This is a genomic window from Streptomyces lacaronensis (assembly GCF_047337785.1).
Taxonomy (GTDB): domain Bacteria; phylum Actinomycetota; class Actinomycetes; order Streptomycetales; family Streptomycetaceae; genus Streptomyces; species Streptomyces lycopersici.
The window spans coordinates 9,588,764-9,602,261 of record NZ_JBLHDK010000003.1; the positions used below are offsets into that span (position 1 = coordinate 9,588,764).

The 13,498-nt window shown below is 65.0% G+C and carries 12 protein-coding genes; 3 read left to right on the forward strand and 9 right to left on the reverse strand.

Going from position 1 to position 13,498, the window contains the following annotated elements:
- Positions 1-8: 8 nt before the first annotated feature.
- From ACMTAK_RS41840 to ACMTAK_RS41850, 3 genes are all read right to left on the reverse strand, one after another.
- Positions 9-1,484: a glycoside hydrolase family 1 protein gene (locus ACMTAK_RS41840; protein ID WP_413810956.1), complete on the reverse strand. Its 1,476-nt coding sequence runs from the start codon at positions 1,482-1,484 to the stop codon at positions 9-11.
- 40 nt (positions 1,485-1,524) lie between these two features.
- On the reverse strand, positions 1,525-3,051 hold the full coding sequence (locus tag ACMTAK_RS41845; RefSeq protein WP_413810957.1) for a PTS transporter subunit EIIC: 1,527 nt from the start codon (positions 3,049-3,051) through the stop codon (positions 1,525-1,527).
- A 671-nt stretch (positions 3,052-3,722) separates the two neighbouring features.
- Positions 3,723-4,358, reverse strand: a complete 636-nt coding sequence (locus tag ACMTAK_RS41850; RefSeq protein WP_413810958.1) for an integrase core domain-containing protein — start codon at positions 4,356-4,358, stop codon at positions 3,723-3,725.
- Positions 4,359-4,900: 542 nt separating this feature from the next.
- Here ACMTAK_RS41850 and ACMTAK_RS41855 point away from each other — a divergent pair.
- Positions 4,901-5,176 carry an integrase core domain-containing protein gene (locus ACMTAK_RS41855; protein ID WP_413813162.1) on the forward strand — a complete coding sequence of 92 codons (276 nt, stop codon included), beginning with the start codon at positions 4,901-4,903 and terminating at the stop codon, positions 5,174-5,176.
- Between the two features lie 132 nt (positions 5,177-5,308).
- On the opposite strand, the gene ACMTAK_RS41860 is transcribed toward ACMTAK_RS41855, so the two are convergent.
- The 6 genes from ACMTAK_RS41860 to ACMTAK_RS41885 all read right to left on the reverse strand — a co-directional run bounded on the left by ACMTAK_RS41860 (position 5,309) and on the right by ACMTAK_RS41885 (position 11,779).
- Complete coding sequence (locus ACMTAK_RS41860; RefSeq protein WP_413810959.1) at positions 5,309-6,292, reverse strand: LysR family transcriptional regulator; 984 nt, start codon at positions 6,290-6,292, stop codon at positions 5,309-5,311.
- 323 nt (positions 6,293-6,615) lie between these two features.
- Positions 6,616-8,451 (reverse strand): AMP-dependent synthetase/ligase, encoded by a 1,836-nt coding sequence (locus tag ACMTAK_RS41865; protein WP_413810960.1) that lies wholly within the window; start codon positions 8,449-8,451, stop codon positions 6,616-6,618.
- A 46-nt stretch (positions 8,452-8,497) separates the two neighbouring features.
- Complete coding sequence (locus ACMTAK_RS41870; RefSeq protein ID WP_055554848.1) at positions 8,498-8,998, reverse strand: flavin reductase family protein; 501 nt, start codon at positions 8,996-8,998, stop codon at positions 8,498-8,500.
- The gene (locus tag ACMTAK_RS41875; protein ID WP_413810961.1) at positions 8,991-9,770 is read right to left on the reverse strand and encodes an enoyl-CoA hydratase/isomerase family protein; all 780 of its coding nucleotides are present in this window, start codon (positions 9,768-9,770) and stop codon (positions 8,991-8,993) included. Before ACMTAK_RS41875 ends, ACMTAK_RS41870 begins: the two co-directional genes overlap by 8 nt.
- A gap of 12 nt (positions 9,771-9,782) precedes the next feature.
- Positions 9,783-10,601 (reverse strand): enoyl-CoA hydratase/isomerase family protein, encoded by an 819-nt coding sequence (locus ACMTAK_RS41880; protein ID WP_413810962.1) that lies wholly within the window; start codon positions 10,599-10,601, stop codon positions 9,783-9,785.
- The gene (locus ACMTAK_RS41885; RefSeq protein WP_413810963.1) at positions 10,598-11,779 is read right to left on the reverse strand and encodes an LLM class flavin-dependent oxidoreductase; all 1,182 of its coding nucleotides are present in this window, start codon (positions 11,777-11,779) and stop codon (positions 10,598-10,600) included. The genes ACMTAK_RS41880 and ACMTAK_RS41885 overlap by 4 nt, the downstream gene beginning before the upstream one ends.
- A gap of 197 nt (positions 11,780-11,976) precedes the next feature.
- On the opposite strand from ACMTAK_RS41885, the gene ACMTAK_RS41890 reads away from it, so the two are divergent.
- A complete protein-coding gene (locus tag ACMTAK_RS41890; RefSeq protein WP_413810964.1) occupies positions 11,977-12,744 on the forward strand; it encodes a creatininase family protein in 768 nt (255 codons plus the stop codon).
- 68 nt (positions 12,745-12,812) lie between these two features.
- Entirely contained in the window at positions 12,813-13,361 is a 549-nt protein-coding gene (locus tag ACMTAK_RS41895; RefSeq protein WP_351906170.1) for a TetR/AcrR family transcriptional regulator, read from the forward strand.
- Positions 13,362-13,498 lie beyond the last annotated feature (137 nt).

Below are 13,498 nucleotides of genomic sequence, written 5' to 3' on the forward strand. Positions count from 1 at the left end.
TTGGTCGGTTAGTCGCCGGTGGCCGCCGCCGCGGGTTCCGCGTCGAGCTCGCGGCCGTTGGATGCGATCACCCGCTGGTACCAGGCGAAGCTGTCCTTCCGGTAGCGCTCAAAGGTTCCCTCGCCCTGGTCGTTGACGTCCACGTAGACGAATCCGTAGCGCTTCTTCATCTCGCCCGTGGAGACGCTCACGAGGTCGATCGCCGCCCATGGGGTGTACGCGATGAGGTCGACCCCGTCGTCGATCGCCTCGCGCATCTGCTCGATGTGCGCGCGGAGATAGTCGATGCGATAGGAGTCGTGGACTCGGCCCTCGACGAGCTCGTCCGTCGCGCCCAAGCCGTTCTCCGTGATCATGATCGGGACGCCGTACCGATCGTACACTTTATTGAGGGTATAGCGGAGGCCCTTCGGGTCGATCTGCCAGGCCCACTCCGACTCCTTGAGGTAGGGATTGCGGGCTCCGCCCATGATGTTGCCCGAAGTCTGTGCGACGTCCTTGTCGGAGCTGGTGCACACGGACATGTAATAGCTGAATGCGTAGAAGTCGTGCGGGTTCTCCTTGAGGATGCGGCGATCAGCATCGGTGATATCGATCGCGAGTCCCTCATCCGCCATGTACTTGAGTTGGTAGTAGGGGTACTCGCCGCGCAGCTGCACGTCGGAGCAGAAGTTGTTCCGGAGCGCGTCGTGACGCTGCGCGAGGACCACGTCATCCGGGTTCGGCGTCAGCGGGTACAGCGTGATGTGGCACGTCATGGAGCCGAACCTGAAATCCGGGTTGGTCTCCTTGCCGAGCTTCACCGCACTGGCGGCAGCGACAAGCACGTGATGCATCGCCTGAAAGCGGCGCTGCGGGTCGTCCGCCCCGTCGCCGAAGTGCGTCATGTCCGGCGGAATGATTCCGCCGTGAAGGAATACCGTGAGAGGCAGGGTGAGGTTGTTGATCTCGTTGAACGGGATCCAGTAGGTGACGTCTTCCCGGTAGCGTTCGAACAGCACCTTGCAGAGCTTGAGATAGCAGTCGATCATCTCCCGCGATGCCCAGCCGTCGAACTTCCGCGCGAGGTGAAGGGGGAGTTCGTTGTGCGAGATGGTAACCAGCGGCTGGATACCATGCCTGCGCAGCTCAGCGAACACCTTGTCGTAGAAGAGAAGCCCCTCTTCGTTCGGCTCGTCCTCGTCTCCCTGGGGGAAGATGCGGGTCCAGGCGATCGACAGTCGGAAGATCTTGAAGCCCATCTCGGCGAACAGCGCGATGTCTTCCTTGTAGCGGTGGAAGAACCCTGATGCTTCGTGTGCGGGGTAGTGGCCGTCGGCGGTCAGGGCGATCGAGATCCGCCGGGGTGAGGTGTGCGAGCCGGCGCACATGACGTCGGAGACGCTGATGCCCTTCCCGCCTTCTCGCCAGGCGCCTTCGATCTGGTTGGCTGCGGTTGCGCCACCCCAGAGGAAGCCGTCGGGGAAACCTTCTGCGTTAACCATCGTTCCCTCTTCGTCGCCTTCTGTTCTTTCGAGTCAAGGCTCATCCTGCGGAAGTGCGGTCCCGCCCCGGGACGGAGGAGTCAGCGCTGCGGGGCGCTGAGACCGTCGCCTTCGAGACGTTCGCGGACGCATCCTCGTTCACACGGGCGGCTGGCTTGGCGCGCGATTCATACCCGCCGACGTGGAGGATCGCCACCGTCACCAGCATGGAGACACCGACGCCGATCATGTAGAACACGAAGGTGGAACCGAAGGCCAGGATGATCGTTCCGAAGGGCACGAAGCCGAAGCCGCCGTAGGTGACCTGGAGCGCGCCCATGATGCCGCCACCCACCGCGCCGCCGGTCATGACTGCCCAGAGGACCTTCTTGAAGCGAATGACGATGCCGAAGAACACGGGCTCGGTCACTCCGATGAAGGCGGAGATGCTGGTGGATCCGGCGACCTGCTTGAGTTCCTTGTCCCTCGAGCGGATGAAGACGTAGATCGCGGCGGCGGCCATGGCGGCGTTGGAGCATGCGATCACCGGGTAGATGAAGTCGTGGTCGGCCGTCTTGAGGTTCGAGAGGATGATGGGGGTCAGCGCCACCTGCATGCCCGTGGAGAGAATGAAGGGATAGAGCGCGCCCAGGACGATGCCGCCCAGGAATCCGAACCGTGTGTACAAGTCGTAGATGCCCTGTGCGACGAAGTCGCCGGCGGTTCCGCCCAGGGGGGCGAGAATCCACAGAGCGACGAAGGCGCTCACGAGTAGGGACACGGTCGGGACGACGATGAGCGCGATCATCTTCGGGACGATCCGGCGGAGGCCCTTCTCGACCCAGGACATGAAGTACACGGACAGGATGATCGGCACGATCGAGCTCGAGTAGTCGCGAAGCCCGATATGGATCAGACCCAGGTCGACGGTTCCTGCCCCCTTGTTGACGAGGGCGACGAAGTTCGGGTGGATCAGAATCGCGCCCAGCACCGCGGCCACGTACGGGTGTGCTCCGAACCGCTGGGCACAGCTGAAGGCGAGGATGACCGGGAGAAAGTAGAACGCGGCGTTGCTGAATGTGTAGAGCAGCTGGTAGGCGCTGGACTTCGGGTCGACCCATCCCAGGGTCTGCATGGAGAACAGGATTCCCATGATCATGCCGCAGCCGACGATGGCCGGGATGATCGGTGCGAAGATGCTCGACAGCGTTTCAAGCAGAGCATCGAACCACCGCCGGAGGTTGATGCGGCGTGGGCGCTTCGCGTCGGTGGGGGGAGTCCCAGGCGCCGCAGCGGTCGCACGCGCATCGGGGCGAGCGTCGAGTCCGTCATCCGTACCCGCAGCGAGTACCGCACTGACCTCGCGGTAGTACTCTTCGACACCGCCCTGACCGATGACGAGCTGTAGCTGGCCCCCGCGAGAGACCACACCCTGAACTCCATCGATCGCGCCGAGCCTGTCGCGGTCCGCGAGATCGTTGTCGACGAGGTTGAACCGCAGTCGAGTGACGCAGTGGATAAGCTCTCGGACGTTCTCTGCCCCGCCCACGGAGTGCACGATCTCGCGGGCCTTTTCGGTGTCGATCACTTTGCCTCCTTGCCCAAGTGCTGCGCACCGCAAAGGGGCAAAAAAAATACCCAGACGAGAGGCACCGAAGTGCTTCCCATCTAGGTTATTGCCTTTGCAGTAACAAGCCTAGGTTAACGCCATGAGACGCTTGGGCGAGATTTTAGCCGTTGGGCCGCGATGCGTCAAAGCGTCTTCGGCATGTCATCGTGGCAGGCCCCAACACCTTGATGCCACGCCGGTAATGTACGCAACCCGGTCTCGGTCGAGGCCCAGGGCTGACGCGTTCTCAGCCGGCGAGATCAGCTGATCGCCTGCGTACGCGCCCGCCGCGCGGGATGGTTCCTCCGGTTCACCAAGGAGGGACGCGACCCTGATGATCAAGGTCGTCGTTCCGGAATCGTCGCAGCGAGATGTAGGGACTTCTTGGCCGCCCGCTGTCTGCTGACCGGTTTGAGGCCTGGGTTGTCACGGCTGAGTAGGCCAGTCGCAGCAGCACGATCATCTTGCCGCGGTGAGCACCAGCCTCGCGAGAGCGCTCGCTCGGGCGACCACGCCGATCGACCTCCCGCACACCGTGCGCACCGCCTCCCACCAGGTCGGATGGGTTCTTCGGCAGGCGCAGAGTGCAGGGACACGGAACACCTCGGAAACGACGAACGGCCTTGTGCGTGCCGGAATCTATGTCACCCCTATGCGACCTGCGAGTATTCGTGGATGAGGCCGCTGAGTCGATCGCGTCGGGAGATGCGGGTATTGCCAGTGGCGATAATTGGTTCGGACTCGGTGAGTCGGCCTGGCGCCCGTTGTCCGAGGGATCGATGCGGCCGGTGACTGTTGTAGTGCTCCGTGTACTCGTCGAGGACGAGGCGGAGGCGGCGCTCTCCGGTGATCAGGATGCGGTCGGTTGCCTCGCGTCGGCATGATCCGATCCAGCGTTCGGCGATCGCGTTCATCCGTGGTACAGCGGGCAGTGTGGGGATGACGTGTACGCCGGCTGCTTGGAAGACGGCGTCGAAGCTGTCAGTGAAGTAGGCGCCGCGGTCCCGGATGAGGAACTTGATCGACTCTGCGCGGTCGCCCAGGTCCATGAGGTAGTTCCGCGCTTGCTGGGTGATCCAGGGGCCGGTCGGGTGTCGAGTGATGCCAGCGATGTGCACGCGGCGGGCGCCATGGTCGATGAAGAACAGCACGAACCAGCGCCGCAAGAGGATGGTGTCGATGTGGAAGAGGTCGGTGGCCACGATTGCGGAGGCCTGCGCTTTGAGGAAGGCATCCCATGAGCGGTCCGCGCGTTGGGGTGCGGGGTCGATCCCGGCCTTCTGCAAGATCTCCCAGACGGTCGAGGCGCCGACTTTGCGTCCCAGGCCGAGCAGTTCGCCGTGGATCCGTCGATATCCCCACCCCCGGGTTCTCCCGCGCGAGGCGCAGGACCAGGTGCCGCAGTGCTTCCGGCTTCGGAGGTCGGCCCGGGCGGCGGTGTGGATAGGTCCACTTCCGGGCGACGAGGCGTGCGTGCCGGCGTAGGACCGACCGCGGTGTGACCAGCAATGCCAGCCGTGCGCGCTGCTTCTTGTTCACCATCCGGAGCAGCGCCGCCATGACAGCCCGATCGCTCAGGAAAACCGAGGCCGTGGCTGGATGCGTTGCGCGACAGCGAGCTGTGCCGGAGCGTCAAGATCTCGACGTCCTTCGCCGCACTCGACCGGGCAAGCAGCACAAGCCATCCGAAGAGTGGCACGTTGGTTGATAGATCAGACGTATCGCCACGACCCAGCAGGATGCCGCACAGCACCCGCCGGCCTCCCGCGCTCGGGTAGATCCGAACCCGCAGGTCACCTCGGGTGACGCAGTTTCCGGCCCCCACAGGATACGCACAGCCCGCGCCGAATGCACCGACCGAATCCTCATCACCGGCGAACGACACCTCCGTGCCGTCCTCACCACGTACGCCGAGCACTACAACACCGGACGGGCCCACCGCAGCCTCGACCTACGCGCCCCGGACGACCGCCCGAGCGTCATCCCCCGGCCCGCTGCCGTAGTCCGACGGCGACAGCTACCCGGCGGCCTGCTCAACGAGTACCACACCACGCCACCCCAACGACTTCTCCATCCACAAGAAGCACCAAGCTCAGCGGCCTGATCGGAATATTGACACCCTTGACGGGACCGCGACCGCGAACGTGGGACGGCGGTGGCTGGGCCGATACGGCAAGACCGGCGGCCTGCCGAAGGCCACCCGGCAGCACCATCCGGCCCGAGACGATCGCCGACCTCATTCTGCGGGCTGCGCCCCCGCGTGGCTCGATGTGTCTGGTTCGCCGGTGTAGCCCCCGTGAACGCGGGAGACTCCTTGAGGGGGATCGATCTCGGTCGCGTGCATGAAATCCAAAAAACGAGCCGCGACGGGCGAGAGATCCTGAGAGCAGCGGTACATCACGCCGATGACCCTGGTTGCTCCCGGAGAATCCACGGGTACCGCGACGAGATCATCCACACCGAAACCCTGCAACTCCAAGGCCGGCAGAGCTGCCACGCCCACGCCGGCCCGTAGCAGCCCGCGGATCGTCGCCGCGCTACAGGCATTGAAGTGGTGGCTCACCGAGATCGAGTACTTGCTGAACGCAGTGTCGGTGATCGCTCGGATGCTGGTTCCGGGCCGCGTTGCGACCACGGTCTCACCGTTGAAGTCCGCCCACGAGATGGAACTCTGCGCCGACCAAGGATGGCTGTGGTGCGCGACGCCGTAGAACTGTTCCCGCAGCAGTGGTGTGAAGCAGAAGCCGTCTGGCAGGTCACCGTGAGCGGTCAAGCCGAGTTCGACAGTCCCACTTTCGAGGCGTTCGACAACTTGATCCGCGGCCCCGTCGATGATCTCGAACTCGACCTCGGGGTGATCCAGCATGAAGCCGCGCATCACGCCCGGCAGCACAGCCGCCGCGAGCGACGGAAGCGCGGCTACGGCGATGGTTCCGGACTGGGCCGCCACGTACGACATGAAGCGGCTCAGTCGTGTGTCCATATCGTCGAGGACGGCGCCTGTCATGAGGAGAAAGGCATGCCCCGCGGCCGTGATGTCGAGCTGCCGAGTGGTTCGGTCGAACAACCGCACCCGCAGGAGACGCTCGACTTCCTTGATCCTTCTGCTGAGGACTGACTGAGAGATGTGCTCTGCCGCGGCTGCTTTCGTGAAACTGCCGGATGCGGCGAGTGTCCGGACCGCGCGAAGCTGCTGCAACGTCAGGTCAGGGACCGGCATGGCTCCACCTCTTGCCGCATACTCGGGCGGACGTGGCAATCATGACTCAACCTGCGGTCCGGCAACGTAGTAGCCGTTGTCGGCGTGCCCAGCCAGCTCCGAGCGCCTGACCGTTTCCCGCGGCATGCCGCAGGGCACAGAGGTGGCGGACAACAACGGCTGACGGCCACGGCAGGCACGGGACAGGACGACGTGATCGTTGATCAACACGTAGAGCGCACGAGAAGGATGTTCAGGTCTTCGTTCACACGTCAACCTTGAACGCCCTCCTCCCACGCCTGCGGACCGACCTCAGTTCACGCGGTCTTCACGCGATCAACCGCCTAGTTCGACCTCGAGCGCACGTGGTTCGCGATCGCCGCGTCGTCGTTCGCTCCGTACATGTCGTCGATCAACGTTGCGAACGAGCTCACGATGGCATTGCGCTTGATCTTGCCGTTCGCGGTCCGTTCGCCGCGCTCGACTTCCAGTGACCGCGGCAGAACGCGAAAGTCCTTCAACTGCTCTACGCGCGCGAGGTCCGCGTTGACCCGAGCGACCTCCGCTCGCAGGCGTTCGGCCAGCACCTCTGCCGACCGGGCGTCTGCGGTTGTGCTCGGGCTCGGCTCGAGCAGGACGGTGAGGTATTTGCGGGCATCGCCGACGACGATCGCTTCGTTGATCAGCGAGCTCTCCTTCAACCGATTTTCGATGGGCTGAGGATTGATCGTTTTGCCGCCTCGGGTGATGATTACGTCCTTCTTCCGGCCGATGAGTCGGATGTCGCCGTGGGTTGTGCGCTCCATCAGGTCACCGGTGCGGAACCAGCCATCCTGGAAAACAGCCTCGGTCTCCGCCGGGTTGCGCCAGTATCCGTCGAAGAGCAACGGCGCGCGGAGCAGCATTTCGCCATCGTCCGCGACCTTCACCTGGAACCGCGGGTCCGGGAATTCCCTGCCGATGAAGCCCGGACGGGGGAACGGCTGGTTGAAATGAGCTATGGGACACCCGGCGGTCTCGGTGAGACCGTAGTTCTCGCGAAGATCGAGCCCCCAGATCTGCCAAATCGCGATGACGCTTTCGGGCATCGCGGCAGATGCGGTGTAGGCAACCCGGATACGATCCATTCCGACGGTTGCCCGCAGTGGCAAGAACACCCAACGAAGTGCGGCAGCGTACGCGATCCGCAACAGTACCGAGGGCCGGCGATGGGACCAGCGGCGTTCGGCTACCCTGCGGCCGGTCCACATGGCGGCGTCATAGGCGTAGCGACGAAGGCGCGGCCAGACCTCCGTCTGTGCGATCAGTTCGCCGGCGATCTTCTCGTAGAACCGCGGCGGCCAGAGCACTGCCGTCGGCCGCACCAAGCGCAACACATCTTCGTAGTCACCAATGCGGCAGTATGTGACCACCAGCCGTGAGAGCAGCGGCGCGAACACCGACACCAGCGCCGGCGCCACGTGGGCCAACGGCAGGAAGCCCACGGCATCGTGCTCGTGGCGGAGGAGCTGCGGGTAGAGGCCGACGAAGGTCTGAACCGAGTGCTGAAGCGTGCGGTGCGAGTGGGTGACGCCTTTCGGAGCTCCCGTGGATCCCGACGTGTAAAACAGCACGGCGGCATCGTCGAGGGAGCCGCCGGCGACCAGCTCGGACAGAGGATCGGCGCTGTCGTCGGCGTACTGTGTTCCTTCTTCGCACAGCGCTTCCCACGTTGTCCTCTTGATCACCTCGGGTAGCTCCGACGGAGTGGCGTCGATTCCGACCACGAGCCGCAGCTTCGGTGTGTGTGCGGCGACCTTCGCCACCTTGCTGAGCTCCGTCGGCGTCTCGCCGATGAAGGCGACGGCCTCGCTGTGTACGAGGAGTTGCTCGATCTCGGCAGGTGAGTTGGTCGGATAGACGCCGATCACGACGCCGCCGACACTCTGCACGGCCAGCGCGGCGAACACCCACTCCGGGCGTGCGCTGCTCATCACCGCGACGCGATCGCCGTGCCGCACACCTTGCGCGACAAGGCCGAGCGCGAGATCTTGCACGCGATCCCGGTACGTCCGCCACGTGATCGTCTGCATCACCCCGTCACGCCAGTAGCGCAGCGCGACGGCGTCGGGTTCCCTGTTCGCGCGATCGAGCAGCAGCCCCGGCAGCGTCCGGGTTGGCTCGAAACTGGTCAGATCCATGACACGGCCTCTCTTCCAGAGCCGACAAGCCCGGGCCCGATGAGATTCATGCGGCACTCTCCCCGAGGTGCAGGAAGCCACCTCGGTACCACGTCACCGGCTTGCCGCTACCTGTCCGCGCGTCGTGTACACGGCCGATGAGGATTACGTGGTCTCCGCCGGGTGCGACGTGCTCCAGTTCACAATGGATGACTGCCGCCGCATCGGGCAGTAGCGGGTGACCGCTTTCGTCGAATTCGAAGGCTCCGTTCGCGAACTTGTTTTCACCCTTTGTCGCGAACTTGATCGCCAACTCGGCGTGCGCGGGAGTCACGATGTTGACGATGAACCGCTCGGCCGCAGTGAAGACGGGGGAGCAGTCCGCTCCTCGGTCCAGGCACACCAGGACGAGCGGCGGATCGAGCGACAGCGCCGCGAAGGAACTCGCGGTGAACCCGTGCAGCGTGCCTGACGCGCTTCGCGTCGTCACGATCGTCACGCCTGAGGGGAAGCGGGCCAACGCCGAACGGAAGGCGTCCGGGTCCAGCCCTTGAAATCGATCAACCATGAAATCCCTCGCGGGCGGCTCGGGCGGCAGGGTCGTTGAAGACCGTGCACGCGTCGGCGACCGTGACGCGGAGCTGCTCTTCGACCGGCCAACGGGAAGTTCCTGAGTGCAGGGCCCGTTTCAGCGCCGCGAACACGGCAGGTGGTTTCGCCGCTGCCGCCCGCGCGTCCGCCATCGCGATCGCGAGCAGGTCGTCCGGCTCGACCACCTGGTCGACGATGCCCATCCTCTGCGCATCGAACGCGTCGACGGGCTCTCCGCCCAGCAGGAGGCGCCGGGCCGCGCGGTCACCCAGGACCCCGCGCACTCGAGTGATCCCCTTTACGGCCGGCAGCATCCCGTGGTTGATCTCCGGGAAGACGAAACGCGCCTCAGTCGACGCGTACACCGTGTCAGCGAACAGTGCCATTTCGATGCCACCACCGACGCACCAGCCGTTGACCGCACACACCAGCGGCCGGGCAAAGTCCTCCAGTGCGCAGAGCAGCGCGTGAAACGACGCCATCCGCTCGACCATCGAATCGGCGCCGAAGCCGACAGCTTCCTTGATGTCGCCACCCGCGCAGAAGAAGCGCTCACCAGCTCCCGTCAAGACCACTGCGGGGGTGCCGGGGCCGCTGGCAAGGGTTTCCAGCGTCTTTGACAGCTCGCTGACGAGCGAATTGCTGAGTGCGTTCGCCGGCGGGTGGTTCAGGGTGAGTACAACCACGCCGTCCACTTCGTCGGACGCGTGCACAGCGCTGGGCGCTGTGTTGTGCGAGGCAATGCTCATGCTCGCCTTCCCTCAGTTCGCCGGTCCGCCGGCGGCGCGAGCGGAGGGGAAGTCCACGGGGCGCTTCTCCCGGAAAGCCTGGCGTGCTTCGGCGTAGTCGGCACCGGCGAAGTCGAGGATCTCGAGTGCCGAGGACAGCTCGTGCTGGGGCATCGCGTTGGTGAGCCAGGAGTTGAGCGCACGCTTGGTGAAACGGAGCGCCTGCTGGGAACCGCGGGCCAGCTGGGACGCGACCTCGAGCGCGCGGGGCAGCACCTGCTCGCGGGGAACGGACAGACTCACGAGCCCGATCCGCTCGGCCTCGGCGCCCGTCAGCTTCTCGGAGGTGAGCACGTAGTACTTGGTCTTGGCCATGCCGACAAGCAACGGCCAGATGAGTGCGGCGTGGTCGCCGGCGGTCACACCGACCTTGGTATGGCCTTCGATCAGCACCGCGTCGTCCGCGGCGATGCTGATGTCGGCGAGAAGCGCGGTCGACAGCCCGTAGCCGACCGCGGGGCCGTTGATCGCGGAGATGATCGGCTTCTCGATGCGCAACATCGTCGCGACCCGCTTGCGTTCGGTCTCCAGCATCGCGAGCGCATCCTGGGGCGTGGGATCGGGCTGAGCGACGTCCATCCCGGTACAGAAGGCCTTGCCGGCCCCGGTGATGACGACGACCCGGGTCTGGTCGTCGCGCTCGACGTCGGCCCAGATCTGGTTCATCTCCTCGAACATCGGCAGGGTGAGAGAGTTGTACCGGTCGGGTCGATTGATCGTGATCTGGAGGACGCCGTTGTCGTGGCGTTCGGTGAGGATGTCGCCGGTGCCGTGGTTGTAGAGGTCGGTCATCGGCTGGTCTCCTTGTGGTGTGTGGGGTTGTGCTGGGAGTGGAACTGGCGGAGTGCTTCTTGGTGGGCGGGGCGTGCGGCTCGGATGTCGGCGAGTACGTCGTCGGCCGGGCGGACCACGTTGCGGGGGTTTTTGAAGTGGGGGATGACGTATTTGCCGAAGAGTTCGATCGAGCGCATGAGCTGGTGGTGGGGGAGGCTGTCGACACGTAGGACGAGTGCGTCGACGCCCATGTCGGCGTATCGCTGAACGTGTTCGATGCAGTGGTCCGGGTCGCCGACCAGGAAGCCTTGGGAGCGCTCGAACATGTACTCCTCGTCGTCGAAGTCGATGTCTTTGACGGCTCCCATGTAGGCGTAGTCCTGTGAGAGCTTGGAGAGTCGTTCGTAGGCGTCGGTGGAGAGTTTGGCCATCTCGAAGAGGGGTTTGGCCTCGGTGCGGGCCTGTGCTGTTGTCTCGGCGCAGTGCATGCCGCCTGAGATCGCGACCATCTTGCGTGGTGTGATCGGGTAGGGGTGGTCGGTGGCGGCGAGTGTCTTGTCGTAGAGCTTCACCATGTTTTCGACGAGGTCGTATCCGAGGTAGAGGCCGCCCATGATGGCGCCGATGCCCATGGTGGCCGCGGTCTCGACCGAGCTGGGGCTGCCGGCGGCGGCTGAGATGGGCGGGTAGGGCGTTTGGAGGGGCTTGGGGACCAGGCTGCGCGGCGGAACCTTGTAGTGCTCGCCCACGTACGAGAACACGTCGTTGAGGAACGCGCTCCGGATCAGCTCGATGCCCTCACGCCACTGAGCCTTGTTCTCGGAAGGGTCCACCTCAAACGCGCGCAGGGCGAGGGTGGTGTTGCCGCGTCCGGTGCCGAGTTCGACGCGGCCGTTGGAGAGGATGTCCTCGGTCGCGACGCGCTCGGCCACGCGCAGTGCGTGGTTCATCCGTGTCGGCAGCAGTGTCACGAGGTGGATGAAGCGGATCCGGCTGGTGAGAGCCATCAGGTACGGGTAGAGCACCTCCGGAGCGGAGACCGAGGCCGTCCCGAGGGCGACGTGCTGCTCGGAACTGCCGAAGGCATCGAAGCCGACGCGCTCGGCGAGCAGTACCTCCTCGACCAGTTCCCGGTAGCGGTGCTCATGCGTGAGCCCGACCGGGGTGTCCCCCTCGGTCATGAGGATGAAGTCCATACCGACCCTTCCGTCGAATGTTATTCGTCGATAACGTAGGACGTGGCTCAGCCCAGGTCAAGGCCCCAGAAAGAGCGACAGGCGTTAGTTCTGATTAACGTGCGCGGGCCTGGACTGCGGGCCTCTCCCCATCCGTCGAGTAGTGACGCATCCGTGAGGTACTGGCCGAGCGGGCACAGAAGGAGGAGTGACCACACGTGAGCGAGTTGCGGATTGAGCGTTTGACCTCGCCCGACATCGCGAGCGCCATCGCGAGCGGTATGCGTACGGCGGTCTTGCCGCTGGGCGCCACGGAGCAGCACGGTGCGCACCTGCCGATGTCGGTCGACAGTGATCACGCCGATCGACTAGGTGTTCTTGTCGCCGAGCGGCTTGGCGACGCGCTCGTGCTGCCGACGGTGCGGATCGGCTGCTCGTCGCACCACCTCGGCTTCGCCGGAACGCTCTCGGTGCAGGCCGAGACGCTCGAGGCGATCTGCGCCGACTGCTGCGCGAGCCTCGCCCGGCACGGCTTCCGCAGGGTGCTGATCTTCTCGGCGCATATCGGCAACTACCCGGTGCTCGGTGACATCGAGCCGAAGCTCGCCGCGCGGCTTCCCTCCGGCCTGGATGTCATCGCGTTCGCAGACTCGGCAGCGGTCCTCCGCGCGTGGCGCGACGCCGCTCAACGCGTCGCCGGCCTCGCCGACCACGTCGGAGGCCATGCCGATGTCGCCGAGAGTTCGATCATGCTGGCCGTGCGGCCGGACGCGGTGAGGAACGATCGCGCCGCCGCGGGTTTCACCGGGTCCATGGATGACGCGTTGCTGGCCCGCGTATTCACTGACGGTGTCAAGGCAGTCGCACCCAGCGGGGTGCTCGGTGATCCGCGCGGCATGTCGTCTGAGCTGGGCTTCGCCTGTCTGACCGCGGTGGCCGACCTGCTCGCGGAACACGCAAGGGCACGTTATCGGCCGCTCACCTAGACTAGACTCTATATGTGTCGAGCTCACCTACCCCCCGTACCGCGTCTCCCCGCGCCACCCGTCGGCAGGTGCTGATCAAGGTCGCCGGAGAGTTGTTCAACGAGCGTGCCTTCGATGCGGTCACCACTGAGATGATCGGCGCGCGTGCCGGTGTGACCGGCCCCGCGCTCTACCGGCACTTCCCGAGCAAGCAGGCGTTGCTGATCGCCGTGCTCGAGGATCCGCTGGACGAACTGCTGGCTCATGCCCGCAAGACGGCAGCCGAGGTGACGGATCCCCGCAAGGCACTTGAGGAGATGATCGATTACCACGTCAAACGCAGTCTCCAGAACGTTCCGTCCACGCTGGTGTTCCTGAAGAACGAACACAACGTCCCGGAAGACGAGCGCCATCGCATGCGGCGCATGATGCGCCTCTACGCCGAAGAGTGGAGCGGACTGGTCACCCGGCTGCGGCCCGACCTGTCAGACGCGCAGACCCGCGTTCTCACACACGCCGTCTTCTCGATGATCAACGCGGTGCCCCAGTTCAACAGCGGCCTCGATCCCGACATCGTCGCGACGACCATCCGCACCGCCGCGATCAACGCGCTACTCGTCCCCGCGGACGCGATCTGACAGGGGTGGGGGTCTTCAAGGACGCGGCTCGTAGCCGCTGACCTGATCCAGGCCGGGGTTGGTGACCGTGAGGTGACCCGGCGCTTCGGGATGACCCGGATGTCGGCGAACCGCTGGCGGCGAGCGTCGCCCTCCAC